This window comes from Shewanella sp. BJSY2023SW001, from assembly GCF_047314685.1.
In the GTDB taxonomy this organism is placed as follows: Bacteria; Pseudomonadota; Gammaproteobacteria; order Enterobacterales; family Shewanellaceae; genus Shewanella; species Shewanella indica.
Genome location: NZ_JBKORF010000082.1, coordinates 135,409 through 154,260, shown reverse-complemented (window position 1 = coordinate 154,260; position 18,852 = coordinate 135,409). Strand labels below are relative to the sequence as shown.

The following is an 18,852-nucleotide window of genomic DNA, read 5'->3' as shown; positions in this document are numbered from 1 at the left end:
AAGCAGTATGAGCGAGTTAAAACTCAACCCTTATTTCGGGGAATACGGCGGCATGTATGTGCCGCAGATTTTGATGCCGGCGCTGAAGCAGTTGGAAAGTGCCTTTGTCGAGGCCCAGAATGATCCCGCCTTTCAGGCCGAGTTCACCGAGCTTTTGAAAAACTATGCCGGGCGTCCCACCGCCTTGACCCTGACCCGTAACCTGTCGCCCAATGACAAGGTGAAAATCTACCTCAAGCGGGAAGATCTGCTGCACGGCGGCGCCCACAAGACCAACCAGGTGCTGGGACAGGCGCTACTGGCAAAACGTATGGGTAAAAAAGAGATCATCGCCGAAACCGGCGCCGGTCAACACGGGGTGGCCACCGCCCTGGCCTGCGCCCTGCTGGGTCTTAAGTGTAAAATCTACATGGGCGCCAAAGATGTGGAGCGCCAAAGCCCCAATGTGTTCCGCATGCGTTTAATGGGCGCCGAGGTCATTCCTGTCACCTCAGGCTCGGCCACTCTCAAAGATGCCTGCAACGAGGCGATGCGCGACTGGTCCGGCAGCTATGACAAGGCGCACTACCTGCTGGGTACCGCCGCCGGGCCTCACCCTTTCCCTACCATAGTCAGGGAGTTCCAGCGCATGATAGGCGCCGAAACCAAGGCGCAGATCCTCGAGCGTGAAGGCCGACTGCCGGACGCCGTCATTGCCTGTGTCGGCGGCGGCTCCAACGCCATAGGTATGTTCGCCGACTTCATAGATGAAGCCTCGGTGCGCCTCATAGGGGTCGAGCCGGCCGGGAAAGGCATAGATACGCCGATGCACGGCGCGCCGCTGCGGCACGGCAAGACTGGCATCTTTTTTGGCATGAAGGCGCCCTTGATGCAGGACAGCAACGGCCAGATAGAAGAGTCTTACTCCATCTCTGCCGGGTTGGATTTCCCCTCTGTGGGCCCGCAACACGCCCACCTCAACGCCACCGGACGCGCCACCTATGAGTCGGCCACCGATGAGGAGGCACTGGAGGCCTTCCAGTTACTGGCCCGCTGCGAAGGGATTATTCCGGCGCTGGAGTCGGCCCACGCGCTGGCCTATGCCATCAGGCTGGCCAAAGAGTGCCGCGAAGAAACCATACTGGTGGTTAACCTCTCCGGCCGCGGCGATAAAGACATATTTACCGTTTCCGATATCCTGGCAGAGCGCCAGGCTGCATCTGCGCAGTCAGATAAATCACAGGAGTCACAGGCATGAGTACACGTTATCAAACCACTTTTGCCCGGCTGCAGGCCGAAGGTCGCGGCGCCTTTGTTCCCTTTGTGACACTGGGCGATCCAAGCCCTGAGCTGTCGCTGCAGATTATCGACACCCTGATTGCCCACGGTGCCGACGCCCTTGAGCTGGGCTTCCCCTTTTCCGATCCGTTGGCCGATGGCCCGGTGATCCAGGGCGCCAACTTACGGGCGCTGGCGGCAGGTACCACGCCGGCCAAGTGCTTCGAGCTTATCGCCGAGGTACGCAGCCGTCATCCCGAGTTGCCCATCGGCCTGCTGTTGTACGCCAATCTGGTATACGCCAACGGCATCGACAACTTCTATCGCCGCGCCGCCGAGTCCGGGGTGGATTCAGTGCTGATAGCCGACGTGCCGGTTGAGGAAGCTGTGCCTTTTATAGAAGCCGCCAAGGCCCATGCCATAGCGCCTATCTTTATTGCGCCGCCCAATGCCGATGATGATACCCTCAAGGCGGTGAGTGAAGCCGCTGAAGGCTACACCTATCTGCTGTCCCGCGCCGGGGTAACTGGCGCCGACAATAAGGCAGGTATGCCGGTGGATGAGGTACTGGCCAAGCTTAAAGCCTTCGATGCGCCGCCTCCACTGTTGGGGTTCGGTATCGCCGAGCCGGCTCAGGTCAGCGCCGCAATTGCCGCCGGCGCCGCCGGTGCCATCTCGGGCTCTGCCGTGGTCAGGATCATTGAGCAACACCAAGACGCACCCGATATGCTACTGAGCACTCTGGCCGACTTTACCCGTGCCATGAAGGACGCCAGCTAAGGGAGGACTTATTCGCCCCTCCCTCTTTAATCCTCGAGCCAGGGTATTCCCTGGCTTTTTTATGTCACGCACAACCCAATACACTTATTTACACTTGATTTTCAATCGAGCAACGGGATATCTTCAAATATCATCTTTTGTAAGATAAGCAAAATAAAAGAGTCATTTTTTTAACACCTTAGGGTACTTGGTCTCACACTGTTTCTTAAAGTTATAGGTTAAGCACTCTATTAATGCTCCCAAACCTTGGGAAGGTGCAGGGCCAAAGTATCAATATAAAATGTGAACATTAGCCCACAAAAAAATATTCACATTAAATAAACTTACGTTGCAAAATGTAACCAATAGATTAAGGAACACAAAAATGAAACGCAGTTTATTTACTGCCGGTACACTCGCTTTAGCTCTAGGTGGATGCGCAACCCAATCTCCACAAGTTGAGTCCCAGGAAAGCCCTCACTCTCAACAAGCTCAAATTGAAGCACAAAAAGCAGCCATGGAGGCATCGGTTACCAATCCCATCCTAAAACGTAAATTAGCTCTTGGCCGAATTACTAATGAAACCATCTACGGCAAAAGCCTTTTGCGAGATGACAAAGGCGATGTACTTGGTAAGCAAGTAACCGACATGTTATCAAAAGCTCTGACAGAGTCAGGCCAATATCTCGTATTTGAACGTCCAGATATTGAGCGCCTTAAAGATGAGGCAAAGCTTACTGGACAAAAGCTAAACCTAGTAGGTGTTGATACTTTAATAATCGGCTCTCTCACTGAGTTTGGCCGTAAAACAGAAGGGAAAAGTGGATTCCTTTCTTCCACTAAAAAACAAGTCGCCTTTGCTAAAGTTGACTTACGCTTAGTCGATAGCAAAACTGGGCTGGTTTACCATTCTCTATCAGGAGCAGGGGAAAGTAGTTCTGAGGCTGCTTCTGTTGCAGGCTTTGGTTCTAAAGCTGCCTACGATGGAACACTCAATGATGCTGCGATATCTAACGCGATATCCGATGCTATCAGCAAATTGACCGCCGAAATGCAAACCCGTCCTTGGCAAACCGATATTCTAGCTGTTGAAGATGGGATGATTTACATCAGTGGCGGTAAGTCACAAGGTATAAAACAAGGAATGAGTTTTAATATCGAAACTCAGGGAAAAGTCATAAAGTCCAAACAAACTGGTTTCGATATTACATTACCTGGAAAGAAAGTCGCTACTGTTTCAGTAATACAGCTTTTTGGCGACAATGAAACAAACGAAGGCGCAATAACCAGTATTTCCAGCGGTTCAATTGATGGTCTTAAATACACAGAACTTAATGTGGTGGAGGCAAAATAATGAAATTAAAATTAGCCCTGATACTGAGTGTTTTATCCCTCAATGTAGGTTGTGTACAAATGCCAACCACTAGCAGTTCAACTGTAGACAATCGTCCTCAAATTGTATTTAAAGTAAGCGATACTTCTGATGTAGAAGGAATGCGTGTAATCGTTGACGGACTCGACAATGGACCTGTCGCGCCATTCACTAATGGTACTCAAGCTTTGCGTATTCTTCCTGGTACTCACATTATTAAAATCCTGAATGGTGATACTGTTATTTCATCGCAGAAAATCTATGTATCCGATGGTGTGACAAAAGAGGTTCTGATCAAATGAACCGTCTCAAACTTGGCCTATGTGTATTGGTAGTGCTTGGCTTAGCTGGCTGTAAATCGACAACTTTATATAACTGGGGAGTTTATGATGAAGGCCTGTACGAATACTATCACGATCCCGTCGCAGCTAAGGAGTTCCCTATAGCACTTGAAGATCACCTGAAACAAATTGAAGATAATAAACAACGACCAGCACCTGGGTTATATGCTGAAGTCGGAACTTTCAAGCTAAAATCAGGCGATATAACCGGAGCAATATCCTTTTATGAAAAAGAAGCGAACACATGGCCGGAAAGCGCTGCCTTAATGAAGACTCTAGTGCAAAACCTTCAACGTCAAAACGGTAATAAGCAATGAGATTTATCAAATTAACTTTTTCAGTTGCGTTAGTTGCCTTACTTTCCGCATGTCAAACAACGACAGCTCCACGTCAAACTGGTTTTGAAGAACACAATCCAAGCTCAATTCTGATACTCCCAGTCATAAACCACAGCGTTGATGTCGATGCGCCGCTTGCGGTGTATAGCTCTTTACCTGTAATGCTTGCAGAGAAAGGTTACTATGTCTATCCATCGAATACAGTGAAGACAATTCTTGAATATGAAGGTCTTTACGAGCCTCAAGAGATACATCAGCTACCCGTGACCTCTTTGGTACAAATGTTTGGTGCAGATGTGGTTCTGTATGTCACGATAGAGCGGTGGGATACCACATATATGCTTATTTCAAGTACGACAGAAGTAGAGTTTACATACGCATTCAAAAACAAAACCGGGGATACGATTTGGCAAACCTCAAAAAAAATGCAATATACGCCCCAAAATAGTTCTACCGGTAACCCGTTGGCCGATCTCATAGGGGCTGTCATCACAGCAACAATTAACCGCGCGGCTCCCGATTATATGCCTCTGACCCGGATGGCTAACTACCAGGTTTTCTATAGCGATCAATCGACCTACTTACCTAATGGTCCATACAAACCCAAAGAGATTAAGTAGCTCAAAAAATCAGTTAAGCTTTTTTCTTGCTCAAGCCAGGGTATTCCCTGGCTTTTTTAGGCATCGCAAACGACAAAAGCCTAAGCTGGTTTCAATCCGGGGCGTTTTCTGAACCATGCAAACCTTGTCGAGAGCTCTGCACCGCAGCCGGAACAGTATTAAACAAATATCTGAATTTTATTAGATTTTTACGCATTTCCGCCCAAACAATGGATACTTTACGATATTAATTGAGCGAATTTCTCAACTGAGTCTTTGGGGAGATGATTAAGTCAGAGAAAATGATTAATTGGAAGCAAGCTGCTTCCAGTTTCATCCAAGCAACCAAGATGGAAGACTATTTCAGAGCAAGGTACTCACTGATAAAAAGGCCATCTTTGCAGATGGCCCTTTATTAAATATTTACAGTTAAAAAAGCTTACTTATAAAAGGCTTCTACTGTGCCTTTGATGGTCATCAACAAGGGCTGGCCACGGCGGTCGAGCGCTTTGTGAGAAGCGACTTTAATCCAGCCTTCGCTAATACAGTACTCTTCCACGTCATTGCGCTCTTTGCCATTGATGCGAATGCCCACATCGAACTCAAACACTTCAGCCACATGGTGTGGGCTGCGTGGGTTGATAGAAAGGCGATCCGGCAGAGCAGGTGGTACTTTGGTATCGGTCATAATCTTCATCTTGGGTAAATAAAACTCGCGATATTGTAGGCAATCCCCCAATCCACCTCAATAGTGGCGAATAGCTTTATCCACACGGATTATACCCTTTTTATCAATCCAATCAGCCAATTTGGTTGTTTGGCCATGAGCTAAACTTTATCTGACTCGATTGCACGCCCGTTGATAAGCGAATCAATAGAGTCAGGTTCCAAAAAATTAACTGCGTATGCAACGAGCCGGCAGCTTAAGTTGGATATTCGGCCAAATACCTCATCCTCAAACCCAATGGAAATGGCATTTGGAAAAATCCAGCAAAAAACGGCGCAAAGCCAAAGCCTGCGCCGATTTCATGGGATGGTTATCCCCCTATGACTTGTTTACATCAGCCGTCAGCGATTACTGCAAATCGAACCTATCCAGCTCCATCACCTTGGTCCAGGCTTTGGCAAAGTCCTCAACGAAGCGGGTCTTGCCATCGTCTGCGGCATACACTTCAGCAACGGCTCTGAGTTCTGAATGGGAACCAAACACCAAGTCGACAGGCGTAGCCGTCCATTTGAGTTTGCCGGACTGACGATCAAGCCCCTGATAGAGACCTGGCTCCTCGCCCTTTTCCCAACGAGTAGACATATCCAGCAGGTTTACAAAGAAGTCGTTACTGAGCTTGCCGGGGCTTTGGGTGAACACCCCATGCTTACTACCGCCACTATTGGTATCCAGCACTCTGAGACCGCCAACCAATACCGTCATTTCAGGAACCGTCAGGTTAAGAAAGTTCGCCTTTTCAATCAGAGCTTCGGCCGGTGATGCCGGGCTTTGATCACTGAAATAGTTTCTGAAACCATCGGCCTTGGGCTCTAGCACGGCAAAGGAGTTCACATCCGTTTGGGCCTGAGTCGCGTCCATCCGCCCGGGATGGAAGGCAAGATTGACTTTAACCCCGGCATCGGCTGCGGCTTTTTCTATGGCGACACTGCCGCCCAATACAATGAGATCAGCCAGCGACACCTTTTTACCGTCCTTGGCTTTCTTATTGAAATCCTTTTTGATTTTATCAAGCTTACCAATGACTTTCGCCAATGCCTTGGGATCATTAGCCGCCCAATCGCGCTGGGGCTTCAGGGCGATTCTGGCACCATTGGCGCCGCCACGCATATCTGTGCCACGAAAAGATGACGCCGCGGCCCAGGCGGTTTTCACCAGTTCAGGCACGCTGAGGCCTGAATCCAAAATAGCCGCTTTCAGTTGTTTGGTATCGGCCGCGTCGATCAGTTGATGATCGACGGCTGGGATAGGGTCTTGCCAGATCAGATCTTCATAAGGCGCATCTTTACCCAGGTAGCGGCTCTTCGGCCCCATATCTCTATGGGTCAACTTGAACCAAGCCTTGGCGAAGGCCAGCTCAAACTCGGCCGGATTATTGAGGAAACGGGTCGTGATCTCGCGGTAAATAGGGTCTTCCTTCAGCGCGATATCACTGGTGAACATGATAGGAGCATGACGCTTGTCGGGAATATGGGCATCTGGCACCAAATTGGCGGCCTTGCCATCGGCAGGGATCCATTGAATGTGGCCGGCCGGACTCTTGGTTTGTACCCAATCGAAAGTATAGAGCCAGGTTAAGTATTCCATGGTCCACTTGGTGGGATTGGAAGACCAGGCGCCTTCCAGGCCGCTGGAAACCGTATCTTCCGAGTGACCTTTACCGCAGCGGTTTTTCCAGCCAAGGCCCTGCTCCTCTATTCCGGCGGCAGCGGGTTCTGCGCCGACACACTTGGCTGGGTCATGGGCGCCATGAGCCTTACCGAAGGTGTGACCACCGGCGATCAGCGCCACGGTTTCTTCATCATTCATGGCCATACGGCCAAAGGTATCGCGTATTTCCTGGGCAGATGCCAAGGGATCGGGCACGCCATTGGGCCCCTCAGGGTTCACATAGATGAGTCCCATCTGGGTGGCTCCCAAAGGTTTTGCCAACTCACCTTTTTCATTGTGGCGTTTATTGTCGAGCCACTGTTTCTCGGCGCCCCAATTAACCTTCTCGGCTTCCCAGTCATCAGTGCGGCCACCGGCAAAACCGAAGGTCTTAAAGCCCATGGACTCCAGGGATACGTTACCGGCCAGTACCATGAGATCGGCCCAGGAGATCTGGCTGCCATACTTTTGCTTAATTGGCCAAAGTAAGCGGCGAGCCTTGTCGAGACTGACGTTATCGGGCCAACTGTTGAGAGGCTCAAAACGTTGCTGACCACCACTGGCACCGCCGCGACCGTCAAAGATGCGATAAACACCGGCACTGTGCCAGGCCATACGGATAAAGAAAGGGCCATAGTGACCATAGTCGGCAGGCCACCAGTCCTGGGAAGTGGTCAACGTGGTTTTGATGTCGGCTTTAACGGCGTCCAAATCCAAAGAGCCAAAAGCCTTGGCATAGTCGTAATCGGTGCCGTAGGGATTGGATTCAGCGCCGTGCTGACGCAGTGGCGATAGATCCAGTTGCTGCGGCCACCAGTAGGCGTTGGTTGTTGCGGCCTGAGGCTGAGCGGCCGATGGCGACTGCGCCGCTTGGGTACTGGCTGCGCCAAATACCATGGCAACAGACAGCGCCACCGCGGTCAAAGATGGGATACTTGATTTCATGTTGGAAGTCCTCTTCCTTGGTGAAGGGGGTGGGATAAGCCACTCCCCCGATTCAAGTGCCGCGAATGCCGGCGCCTTTGGTTAGCGCGCCTTAACAAACGGGCACAGTTAAGCAGCGACGGATACAGCCTGTCGCTGCTTATTCCAAGGTAGTGAGGAAACCTATTCGCGACTAACGATTAAATCAGATTATTGTAATCTAAAAAGAAGCGAATACTAATTTAGGGGGCGGCATTCTGCAGTTGTCCAACCATTTTCTAAGCCAAAGATTGGAAGTCAGTGGTTGCTATCAAATGTTCGTTTTCAAGCCCAGTGTTGAGCGCTAAAGGGCTTGGCCTGTCTGTCTTTGGCTGAGAGTAATGGCTCACCCAGTGCGATATTCAGCGGCCAGTCAATCGCTAACTCGGCATCGTTCCAGACAATGGCGCCTTCATCGCCAGGTTGGTAATAATCACTGCACTTGTACAGCACCTCAGCTGGGCCCTTGGTCACATAAAAACCATGGGCAAACCCCGGTGGGATCCATAGCTGGCAGCGATTTTGTGCCGATAAAAGCAAACCGTGCCATTTACCAAAGGTGGGAGACTGGGGACGAATATCGACGGCGATATCGTATATCTCACCGCTGATAACCCGAATCAACTTACCCTGGGGATATTGGCGCTGAAAATGAAGCCCCCTAAGCACGCCCGTGCCAGAACAGCTGTGATTCTCCTGCACCAGAGTGACTGGATCTTGGCCGGAATCCATCAAGGCTTTTTCAAAGACAGAGGCTCGAAAGCACTCCATAAAATAGCCCCGAGCATCACTGAAAATCTCGGGCGTAAACAATATCAGACCGGATAAAGGGAGAGATTGAACTTTCATTAAGGTACACAAAAAACATTAATTGATGAGGATTGTAGCAGGAGTCAAAGCGGTAAGACGATAGCCTTTCGATTGCATTGCTTAAACAAGCCGGTTACGTGACTGAATAGGCTCTGAACCATAACCAAGATGGTGTGACAAAAGCCTTACACCCGGTAAAACAGCTGTGCTAGCCTGAAGGCCAACTTAGGTAACTTAAGGGAATAAACCATGAACAAATCCACTATTTTTGCGCTGTTGATGACAAGTGGTATGGCGCTGGGTCTGGCTGCTTGCCAAGATCAGGAAAGCCAATCTCCAGGGACAAACGGCCCAGCAGAAACCGCTACGGCCCCGGCTGAACAAACAGCCCAAATACCAATGGGTGATACCAGTCAAAACTCGCTGGACTGGGACGGAAGCTATAAAGGACTGCTGCCCTGTGCAGATTGCTCAGGAATAGAAACTACGCTGACGCTCAAAGAAGATAACAGCTATCGCCTGCAGCAAGTGTATCAAGGTAAGGACGAGAGCATATTCAGCGAAACCGGCAAGTTCACCTGGGATGCCAGCGGCAGCAAAATCACCCTGGAGGATGGCAGTAAATATCTGGTAGGGGAAAATCAGCTGTTTATGCTGGACAGAGAAGGCAACCGCATCACCGGCAGCCTGGCTGATAACTACAGGTTAAATAAAGAGAACTAAATACGGCGCATGAATACTGCAAAATGATGAGATAAAGCCATAGCGCGTTTCAGTTCTGAAGCGCGCTATGGCTCTTTTATCAATAAAAGGCTTTATACCAATCGGCAAAGGCTTTGACCCCTTCACGGATCCCAACTCTAGGCTTATAAGCCACGGCACTATATAGATCTTCGGTATCAGCCCAAGTGGCCTGGACATCACCATCTTGCATAGGCAGCATAATTTTTTCAGCTTTTTGCCCGAGCGCTGCTTCAAGCTCACTGATAAAATCCAATAAACGAACCGGGCTGCCATTACCTATGTTATAAACACGATATGGCGCACTGCTGGTTGCCGGGGAGCCCTGTTCTACCGTCCATTCGCTCTGCCGTATTGGCACTTTATCTGCCACTCTGATGATGCCTTCGACGATATCATCGATAAAAGTAAAATCACGGCTCATATTCCCCTGATTGAACACCTTGATGGGCCTGCCAGAAGTAATGGCATCGGCGAACAGCATAGGTGCCATATCCGGGCGTCCCCAAGGGCCATAGACAGTAAAAAACCTCAGTCCAGTTGTGGGCAAGCCATAAAGATGCGCATAGCTATGTGCCATCATCTCATTGGCTTTCTTAGTCGCCGCATAAAAAGACACCGGATGGTCGACCGAATCATTCGTCGCGAATGGCATCTTCTTGTTGAGGCCATAAACCGAGCTGGAAGAGGCATATACCAGATGTTCAATGCCATGATGACGGCAGCCCTCCAACACAGTAAGCGTACCGATAAGATTACTGTCCGCATAAGCATAGGGGTTTTCAATTGAATAGCGAACCCCAGCCTGAGCCCCCAAATGGATGACCCGCTTAAAACCACCTTTGGCAAAGAGTTCAGCCATAGCCTCCCTGTCAGCCAAATCAAGCTTTTGAAAATGGAAATGGTTAAAGTCAGCCAGTTTTTGCAATCTGGCCTGCTTTAAACCGATATCGTAGTAATCATTGAGATTATCGATACCAACAACTTCAAACCCCGCTTCACACAAACGTTCGCAGACGCGGGCCCCGATAAAACCGGCTGCGCCGGTAACCAAATATTTCATACCACTGTTCTCATTTAACTTTCAGCATGGGAAGCCGCTTTCAATCGTTACCAAAGAGATCCCGGGTATAAACTTTATCCGCAACATCTTTTAGTTCATCAACCATACGGTTCGAAATAATGACATCTGAAACTTTTTTAAATTCAGTAACATCGCGTATCACTCTAGAGCGGAAAAACTCATCACTTTCCAGCACAGGTTCATACACCACCACTTCAATCCCTTTGGCCTTAATTCGTTTCATCACACCTTGCACCGCCGAAGCGCGGAAATTATCAGATCCGGACTTCATGATCAGTCGGTATACGCCAACTACTTTGGGTCTTTTGGCAATGACGGAATCTGCAATAAAATCCTTACGGGTTCGGTTGGCATCAACGATTGCCGCTATCAGGTTGTTGGGAACCTGGTTGTAGTTAGCCAGTAGTTGTTTGGTATCTTTAGGCAAACAGTAGCCACCGTAACCAAATGAAGGATTGTTATAATGACCGCCAATACGGGGATCCAAACACACCCCCTCTATTATCTGCTTTGGATCCAGGCCATTGGTTTCCGCATAAGAGTCAAGTTCATTGAAATATGCGACTCGCATAGCTAAATATGTATTGGCAAAGAGCTTAATAGCTTCAGCCTCCGTACTACCGGTAAAGAGCACGGGAATATCTGGCTTTAACGCTGCGTCAACAAGCAATTGAGCAAATCGTTCGGCTCTCTCTGAGCGTTCACCAACAATAATTCGAGAAGGATAAAGGTTATCGTACAAAGCCTTACCTTCTCGCAAGAACTCAGGTGAGAATATGATATTGGCCGTACCATGCCTGTTTCGCAATGCTCTGGTAAAACCAACAGGCACAGTAGATTTAATGATGATACAAGCGGCAGAATTAACCGCTATCACATCTTCTGCCACGGCTTCTACTGTGCTGGTGTCAAAGTAATTGGTCTTGGGATCGTAATCCGTTGGCGTAGCAATAATCACATAATCTGCGCCCCGATAGACCTCTTTGTCCGTTGTGGCAGTTAACTGCAACTTATTGCTCACCAAGTATTGCTCAATAAGCTCATCGGCTATGGGCGAGCGACCGGCATTGACCATTGCCACTCTTTCTGATGAGATGTCCAACGCCCACACCTGATTATGTTGTGCCAGCAAAACTGCGTTTGACAGGCCAACATAACCTGTTCCAACAACCACTATCTTCATTTTTTCCCCCAACTGCTTACGCTGTACGCTAACTTAACACAGTGGTGAAACCAGAGATATACACAACGAGTCTAGCCCCTAAGGGGACTAGACTGGTGGCTGCTATGCTAATTATTGACAAACACCGTCCACTTACGCCATGGCACAGCCGGGATAACCGAACCATAGCGCAGCAATGAGCAAGGACTTTGCATAAAGAGAAGAAAAATCTCCCTATTACAGGGTTGAAGCTGAAAGCACGGAACTGATACTTGTCGTCAGTCTATAAAACCGGCTCAGACCGAAGACAAGGCTTTCATGCAGCGGTTTCAGCGCAGCGGCAATTCGACATCAGCAAACATCTGTTCTATCAGCTGTGCATCACGCAGGGCCACTGCCTTCTCCACTACATCCCGGGTCAGATGCGGCGCAAACCGCTCAATAAAATCATACATGTAGCTACGCAGGAAACTGCCCTTTCTAAAGCCTATCTTGGTGGTGCTGTGGGCAAACAGATGGCTGGCGTCTATGGCGACCAGATCCTTATCGATTACAGGGTCGATCGCCATGGAGGCGATTACGCCCACCCCGAGTCCCAATCTGACATACGTCTTGAGCACGTCGGCACTGGTGGCACTGAAAACGACCCTGGGCTCAAGCCCCGCCCCATGAAAACCACGCTCAATTTCCGAGGCCTTATCAAAACCAAACACATAAGTGACCAGAGGGAAGCGCGCCAATTCTTCAATGCTGATCCGGCTACGGCTGGCGAGCGGGTGATCCCTGGATACCACCACAGAACGATTCCAGTGATAACAAGGCAACATGATGAGGTCGGAATAAAGATGCATCGCCTCGGTGGCAATGGCAAAGTCGGCATCACCACGGGCAGCTGCTTCGCTTATCTGTGAAGGCGTACCTTGATGCATATGTAGATTCACCTTGGGGTAACGTTCGATAAAATGCTGGATAATCTGTGGCAAAGCGTAGCGGGCTTGAGTATCTGTGGTGGCAATGTTCAGTTCCCCCTGATCCGGCTTAGTGTATTCTTCAGCCACCTTCTTGATACTTTCGACTTTACCCAGGATATCGTTGGCAATTTTAATGACCAGCTCGCCGGCCGGTGTCACATGAGTCAAGTGTTTGCCGCTGCGCCCGAAGATCTGGATCCCCAGTTCATCCTCCAGCATGCGTACCTGCTTACTGATCCCTGGCTGAGAGGTGTAAAGGTTCTCAGCGGTCGCGGAAACATTGAGGTTATGATTAACCACTTCTGCAATATATCTGAGCTGTTGCAGTTTCATCTTTAGATCCTTGAACTTCAGCCCCATTCAGGAGCAGAATTGAGTGTTGGAATACCGGACATCTATAATTAATGGTTATAGTATAAAGCAATAACTAAATCAAACAGGAATATAGCCGCGAATGCGAGCTATCTTCAGGACAGATACCTGGTGCTGGGCTAAGATAACTAGGCTAGTTTATTGATTTATTGTAGCATTAACATAATGATAAAATTTACGGACAGGCTATGGCATTTACTCTCGTACTGCTGCTGATAGGTGCGCTTCTTTTGCTGGTTATCGGTATCAATGTTATTCAGCAACAAAAAGAGCGAGTCGAGGCCGAACGTCGTACTGAGTTGGCTCGTCAACGAGCGATTTTGGACGAAACTGAAGAAGTTCTCTCCAATACCGGCATGTTTCCATGCTCTTCACAAATCGTTTTGGTGCTCTACAAGCGCATTCAGGATGCCGCAAGAATTGCCGTTACCCTGAGTAAAGCCAACCAAAAGAGTGACTATGAACGACGGCTGACCGACCTTGACGCGCTGATCACCAATCTGCAAAACAGTCCCCAACAAACACCTGCGATAGAGAGTTTTCGTCTGCCGGACAACGACCGTCAGGTATTGGTACTGGTACAGACTTTGAAAAAGCTCAAGGCGATTTTGCGTGCCGAGCATAACAAGGGCAAAGTCGATCCTACTGTTTTTTCCACTGAAGAAGGCCGTATCGATAGCCTGCAACTCAGGATCAATGTCGAGAGTATGCTATCCCGCGCCCGTGCCGCCAGTTATATGAAACAATATGGCTCATCGAGGCAGATGGTGACTAAGGCCCTCGGCACCTTGCATACCATCAAGGCGCAAACCCCGAACGATCCTTTCATTGCCCGCAAAGTGGATGAAGCCAAGCAACTACTCGATGAAATCATGGGGGCACAAAAGATGGCTCAGCCCAGTGCCCCAAAAACCAAAAGTGATGAAGATGATATCGACGTGTTGTTCCAGCCTAAGAAGAAATGGTAAGCCGTCAACTTGACCTAAAGTAGCTTCAGGCAAGCACAGTTCAAAAAGCGCCTTCAGGGTGCTTTTTGGCTTAATCCTGTCCAATCAAGACTCTATTCTCCGATTACCTCTCTGCCAAATCCATCTTGAATAATCCAAGCGGGTAACAGTTGTTTCCAATGACGACCAAACATAGGCCTCCGGAAACAAGAAAGCCCTGCAACGGCAGGGCCTTCTTCTTAACTCAGGTCTTTACCTGAAACTTAACTCTTGGCTTTCTTTTTCTTGGTGTTTTCAGCAAACCACTTGCCATCACGATAATGAGCAACCCAGCCGGTAGCCTTACCGTCAACTTCGCTGGCCACATACTGCTCTTTAGTCTTGCGACTGAACTTCACTAGAGTCGGATTACCTTCATCATCTTTCACCGGCGCATCGGCCAGGAACTGATATTTGGGCCACAGCAACTCGCGATACTCCACCAGCTCAGAGACCAATGGTGCACGGGTTTCGCGGGATCTCGGGAAAGTACTGGCAGCCAGGAAGATGCCTGAAGCCCCATCACGCAAGACAAAATGAGCGTCTGACTTGCTGCACTTGAGCTCAGGTAAGGGAATAGGATCTTCCTTAGGCGGCGCCACTTCACCATTTTTAAGCAGCTTACGGGTATTTTTGCACTCACTGTTGGTGCAACCAAAATACTTACCGAAACGACCGTTCTTTAGCTCCATATTACTGCCGCAACGGTCACACTCTATTACAGGGCCTTCGTAGCCCTTGAGCTTGAACTGTCCCTTCTCGACTTCATATCCAGGGCAAGCAGGATTGTTACCACAAACATGCAGCTTGCGAGTTTCATCCAACAGATAGCTATCCATGGCAGTACCACAGATGCCACAGCGATGCTTGGCTCTGAGTGCCTCGGTTTCGGCATCTTCACTCTCGCTAATCGCTTCTTCACCCGGAGTCAGGTTCAGCGTGGTCTTACAACGCTCTTTGGGTGGCAGCTCATAGCCGGAACATCCCAGGAACACACCAGTAGTACCAGTTCGGATCCCCATTTGGCGACCACAAGTAGGACAAGCTATATCTGTCAGCACCATCTGGTTGGGGCGCATACCGCCCTCTTCCGGTGGCAGCTCAGCATGTTGCAACTGCTTGGTAAAATCTTTGTAGAAGCCATCAAGCACCTGTTTCCAGTCGAGTTGCCCCTGAGCGACGTTATCCAAGGTCTGCTCCATACCGGCGGTAAAGTCATAGTTCATCAGGTTGGAGAAGTTTTCCACCAGACGTTCACTGACAATTTCACCCATCTTCTCGGCGTAGAAACGGCGGTTTTCCACCTTCACATAACCACGATCCTGGATGGTGGAAATAATAGTGGCGTAAGTAGAGGGGCGACCTATGCCACGCTTTTCCAATTCTTTAACCAGAGAGGCTTCACTGTATCGCGCCGGTGGCTTGGTAAAGTGCTGTTTGGGATCCAGTTGTTTCAGATCCAGTTTATCGCCCTTGGCCAGATATGGCAGAGTGACTTCTTCTTCATTCTTGCGCTTGACGGCAGATTGTACCCGGGTCCAACCATCGAATTTCAGGGTGCGACCGCTGGCTTTCAGCTCAAACTCACCGGCCTTGACCGTGAGTCTGGTGGCATCATATTGAGCAGGAGTCATCTGACAGGCAACAAACTGGCGCCAGATAAGCTCATAGAGCCGCTGAGCGTCACGCTCCATGTCGGTCAGTGACGCAGCGTGTACAGACACATCTGAAGGGCGAATCGCTTCGTGAGCTTCTTGTGCGCCCTCTTTGCTGCCATAACGAATCGGTGCATCCGGCAGGTACTTGTCGCCGAACTCTTTGGCAATCATGGTTCTGACGTTATCCAGCGCTTCCTGGCTCAGATTGGTAGAGTCGGTACGCATATAAGTGATATGACCCGCCTCATAGAGACGCTGGGCCATCATCATTGTCTTCTTCACTCCAAAGCCGAGACGGGTACTGGCAGCTTGTTGCAGTGTCGAGGTAATAAAGGGAGCGCTGGGCTTGCTTTGAGTGGCCTTATCTTCGCGGCCAATTACCTCATAACTGGCCGATTGCAGTGCGGCCACCGCGGCCAGCGCCTGGGATTCATTAACCGGCTCAAATGCTTTGCCGTTTTGCTTGACCACTTGCATGGTCAGGGCATCATCGGTAGCAGTCGCCAATTGTGCATGCAGATCCCAGAACTCTTCCGGCACGAAGGCTTTGATCTCGGCTTCCCGCTCAACCACCAAACGCACGGCTACCGACTGAACCCGCCCGGCAGAAAGGCCTCTGGCGACCTTTTTCCACAGCAGTGGCGAAACCATAAAGCCCACGACTCGGTCGAGGAATCTCCGCGCCTGCTGAGCATTGACCATGTTGTTGTCAAGATCACTGGGTTTGCTGAAAGCATCCTGAATAGCGCTCTTGGTGATCTCATTGAACACCACCCGCTTATAACGCGAATTGTCGCCGCCTATTACCTGCTGCAAGTGCCAGGCAATCGCTTCCCCTTCTCTATCCAAATCCGTCGCGAGATAGATTTCATCGGCAGAATCGGCCAGCGCTTGTAGTTCTTTTACCACCTTCTCCTTACCAGGCAGAATTTGGTAGTTGGCTTTCCAGCCGTGCTCAGGATCAACCCCCATACGGGCGACCAGAGCCTTTTTCTCTTTCACCTTCTTGTACTTGGCCTTTTCTTCAGGTGACATCTTACGCACTTCAGCGGCGCTTTTGGCCTTGCCGTTGGCGTCGGCGGAGGAGGAAGTCGGCAAGTCACGTATGTGACCCACACTCGACTTAACGATGAATTCTTTACCAAGATATTTGTTGATAGTCTTGGCTTTGGCCGGCGATTCGACAATAACTAGCGATTTACCCATAGTGTGATTTGCGCCAAACGATCTCAGAACGGTGAAAATTGGCACCATATATAGAGGGTTGTCCACGGACTTTCAAGTTAATCCCTCTTTTATGTGTACCGGCGACTCAATTTTTAAGCAGGGTTAAAAAATTGTACAAAATAATATTGCGTAATTAAAAACTAATATTTCATTATTTCACGGCAAGCAAGTAATAGTTATGCATTTGTGATGAAAAAGCACTTTTTGCAGCCTTCCTGGTCGACTTGTGAAGCCTTGGGGCTCAAGTATACTGGAGCCAGTCCAAGGCCTGGATTGGGCCTCTATAACAACCTCAAATACCCCAAAAGGACAAGCAATGAAGCATTTTGAAGCGAATTTTGACGGATTGGTGGGCCCCACCCACAACTATGCAGGCCTGTCGTTCGGCAATGTCGCCTCCCTGAACAATGCCGCCCAGGCAGCCAACCCCAAGGCGGCGGCCAAACAGGGCTTGCAAAAGGCCAAGGCCCTGGCCGACATGGGGATGGTCCAGGGCATTCTGGCGCCGCAAGAACGCCCTGATCTACATACACTGCGCAGAATAGGCTTCAGTGGCACGGATAAAGAAGTGTTGCAAAAGGCAGCCGCGCAGGCACCTGCTGTTCTCAGAGCCTGTTGCAGTGCTTCCAGCATGTGGACCGCCAATGCGGCAACCGTATCCCCAAGTGCCGATACCCATGATGGCCGCGTGCACTTTACGCCGGCCAACCTGGTGGATAAGTTGCATCGCTCAATCGAGCCGCAAACCACGGGCAACATTCTCAAGGCCATTTTCAGCGACAGTCGCTATTTTGTACACCACCAGCACCTGCCGGAACACAGCAGTTTTGGTGATGAAGGCGCTGCCAACCACACCCGCCTGTGTCAGGAATATGGTCATGCCGGAGTCGAAGTCTTTGTTTACGGCCAGGAAGCTACCAACCCTCAGGCCATAAGACCGAAGAAGTTTCCCGCCAGACAAACGCTGGAAGCCTCGCAGGCAATCGCCCGTTTACATCGTCTCGATGAAGACAACACTGTCTTTATTCAACAAAATCCTGAGGTGATAGATCAAGGCGTATTCCATAACGATGTGATCGCTGTCGGTAACCGCAATGTGCTTTTCCATCACGAGCAGGCCTTTGTCGATACCAAGGCCAAGCTGGCAGAGATCCGCGCCAAGTTGGAAGGTGATATCCATTTCATTGAAGTACCGACCGCCAAAGTCAGTATTCAGGATGCGGTCAAATCCTACCTGTTTAACACTCAGCTATTGAGCATGAGTGACGGCAAGATGGTTATCATAGCGCCAACCGACTGTGCCGAGAATCCAGCGGTAAAAGCCTACCTGGATGAATTGCTGACTCTGGATACACCAATTCAGAAAGTTGAATACTTTGATGTTAAACAAAGCATGCAAAACGGTGGTGGCCCAGCTTGCCTTCGCCTGAGGGTGGCTATGAATGATGCCGAGTTGGCAGCCATCAATCAGCACGTTCTGCTCGACGATAACCTGTTTACTCGCCTCAACGCCTGGGTGGACAAACACTACCGCGATCGCTTGTTACCCGCAGACTTGGCCGACCCACAATTGATAGTCGAGTCCCGTACCGCACTGGATGAACTGACTCAGATAATGAAACTCGGCAGTGTTTATCAGTTCCAGAGATAAGTTTTAGCTTAATTTCTACATTTCAAATCACTTCCGCACAATATCGGCCTCTGTTCTTGAGGCCGACTTTTTGCCACTAAAAAATTTCCGTCAGGCACTTGGGGCTCTTGTCAGAGCGCCATCTATATCCTTGATGAGTAACCAAAAGAATAATGGGCAGGTGAATGATTAATCCGTTGGAAGTCGT

At 49.6% G+C, this 18,852-nt stretch carries 16 protein-coding genes; 9 read left to right on the top strand and 7 right to left on the bottom strand.

The window, feature by feature from the left end; genetic code table 11:
- The first annotated feature begins 7 nt into the window (after positions 1-7).
- From trpB to ACMHXH_RS19345, 6 genes are all read left to right on the top strand, one after another.
- Positions 8-1,237 carry a tryptophan synthase subunit beta gene (trpB, locus tag ACMHXH_RS19370; protein ID WP_062793538.1) on the top strand — a complete coding sequence of 410 codons (1,230 nt, stop codon included), beginning with the start codon at positions 8-10 and terminating at the stop codon, positions 1,235-1,237.
- Positions 1,234-2,037, top strand: a complete 804-nt coding sequence (trpA, locus tag ACMHXH_RS19365) for a tryptophan synthase subunit alpha (RefSeq protein WP_335912093.1) — start codon at positions 1,234-1,236, stop codon at positions 2,035-2,037. The genes trpB and trpA overlap by 4 nt, the downstream gene beginning before the upstream one ends.
- A gap of 364 nt (positions 2,038-2,401) precedes the next feature.
- Positions 2,402-3,370: a CsgG/HfaB family protein gene (locus ACMHXH_RS19360; protein ID WP_039035862.1), complete on the top strand. Its 969-nt coding sequence runs from the start codon at positions 2,402-2,404 to the stop codon at positions 3,368-3,370.
- Positions 3,370-3,690, top strand: a complete 321-nt coding sequence (locus tag ACMHXH_RS19355; protein ID WP_335912092.1) for a hypothetical protein — start codon at positions 3,370-3,372, stop codon at positions 3,688-3,690. The genes ACMHXH_RS19360 and ACMHXH_RS19355 overlap by 1 nt, the downstream gene beginning before the upstream one ends.
- Positions 3,687-4,046 (top strand): DUF4810 domain-containing protein, encoded by a 360-nt coding sequence (locus tag ACMHXH_RS19350; protein ID WP_039035864.1) that lies wholly within the window; start codon positions 3,687-3,689, stop codon positions 4,044-4,046. Before ACMHXH_RS19355 ends, ACMHXH_RS19350 begins: the two co-directional genes overlap by 4 nt.
- Positions 4,043-4,687, top strand: coding sequence for a DUF799 domain-containing protein (locus ACMHXH_RS19345; protein WP_039035865.1), 645 nt, complete (start codon positions 4,043-4,045; stop codon positions 4,685-4,687). The genes ACMHXH_RS19350 and ACMHXH_RS19345 overlap by 4 nt, the downstream gene beginning before the upstream one ends.
- Before the next feature lie 418 nt (positions 4,688-5,105).
- Here the strand turns inward: ACMHXH_RS19345 and ACMHXH_RS19340 are convergent, their stop codons facing one another.
- The 3 genes from ACMHXH_RS19340 to rfbC form a co-directional block, all read right to left on the bottom strand.
- Entirely contained in the window at positions 5,106-5,354 is a 249-nt protein-coding gene (locus ACMHXH_RS19340; RefSeq protein ID WP_025011888.1) for a DUF3297 family protein, read from the bottom strand.
- 387 nt (positions 5,355-5,741) lie between these two features.
- The gene (gene katG, locus ACMHXH_RS19335; protein ID WP_335912091.1) at positions 5,742-7,985 is read right to left on the bottom strand and encodes a catalase/peroxidase HPI; all 2,244 of its coding nucleotides are present in this window, start codon (positions 7,983-7,985) and stop codon (positions 5,742-5,744) included.
- A 303-nt stretch (positions 7,986-8,288) separates the two neighbouring features.
- A complete protein-coding gene (gene rfbC, locus ACMHXH_RS19330) occupies positions 8,289-8,852 on the bottom strand; it encodes a dTDP-4-dehydrorhamnose 3,5-epimerase (protein ID WP_039035867.1) in 564 nt (187 codons plus the stop codon).
- 210 nt (positions 8,853-9,062) lie between these two features.
- Here rfbC and ACMHXH_RS19325 point away from each other — a divergent pair, with 210 nt between their 5' ends.
- Positions 9,063-9,536: a copper resistance protein NlpE gene (locus ACMHXH_RS19325; RefSeq protein ID WP_039035868.1), complete on the top strand. Its 474-nt coding sequence runs from the start codon at positions 9,063-9,065 to the stop codon at positions 9,534-9,536.
- Between the two features lie 79 nt (positions 9,537-9,615).
- On the opposite strand, the gene ACMHXH_RS19320 is transcribed toward ACMHXH_RS19325, so the two are convergent.
- From ACMHXH_RS19320 to cysB, 3 genes are all read right to left on the bottom strand, one after another.
- Positions 9,616-10,617, bottom strand: coding sequence for an NAD-dependent epimerase (locus tag ACMHXH_RS19320; protein WP_039035869.1), 1,002 nt, complete (start codon positions 10,615-10,617; stop codon positions 9,616-9,618).
- Between the two features lie 40 nt (positions 10,618-10,657).
- The gene (locus ACMHXH_RS19315; protein ID WP_039035870.1) at positions 10,658-11,821 is read right to left on the bottom strand and encodes a nucleotide sugar dehydrogenase; all 1,164 of its coding nucleotides are present in this window, start codon (positions 11,819-11,821) and stop codon (positions 10,658-10,660) included.
- A gap of 308 nt (positions 11,822-12,129) precedes the next feature.
- The gene (gene cysB, locus ACMHXH_RS19310) at positions 12,130-13,104 is read right to left on the bottom strand and encodes an HTH-type transcriptional regulator CysB (protein ID WP_039035871.1); all 975 of its coding nucleotides are present in this window, start codon (positions 13,102-13,104) and stop codon (positions 12,130-12,132) included.
- 227 nt (positions 13,105-13,331) lie between these two features.
- On the opposite strand from cysB, the gene ACMHXH_RS19305 reads away from it, so the two are divergent.
- Positions 13,332-14,111: a hypothetical protein gene (locus ACMHXH_RS19305; protein ID WP_039035872.1), complete on the top strand. Its 780-nt coding sequence runs from the start codon at positions 13,332-13,334 to the stop codon at positions 14,109-14,111.
- Between the two features lie 242 nt (positions 14,112-14,353).
- Here ACMHXH_RS19305 and topA read toward each other — a convergent pair whose 3' ends face one another.
- A complete protein-coding gene (topA, locus tag ACMHXH_RS19300) occupies positions 14,354-16,993 on the bottom strand; it encodes a type I DNA topoisomerase (RefSeq protein WP_039035873.1) in 2,640 nt (879 codons plus the stop codon).
- A gap of 337 nt (positions 16,994-17,330) precedes the next feature.
- On the opposite strand from topA, the gene astB reads away from it, so the two are divergent.
- Positions 17,331-18,665, top strand: a complete 1,335-nt coding sequence (astB, locus tag ACMHXH_RS19295; RefSeq protein WP_039035874.1) for an N-succinylarginine dihydrolase — start codon at positions 17,331-17,333, stop codon at positions 18,663-18,665.
- Positions 18,666-18,852 lie beyond the last annotated feature (187 nt).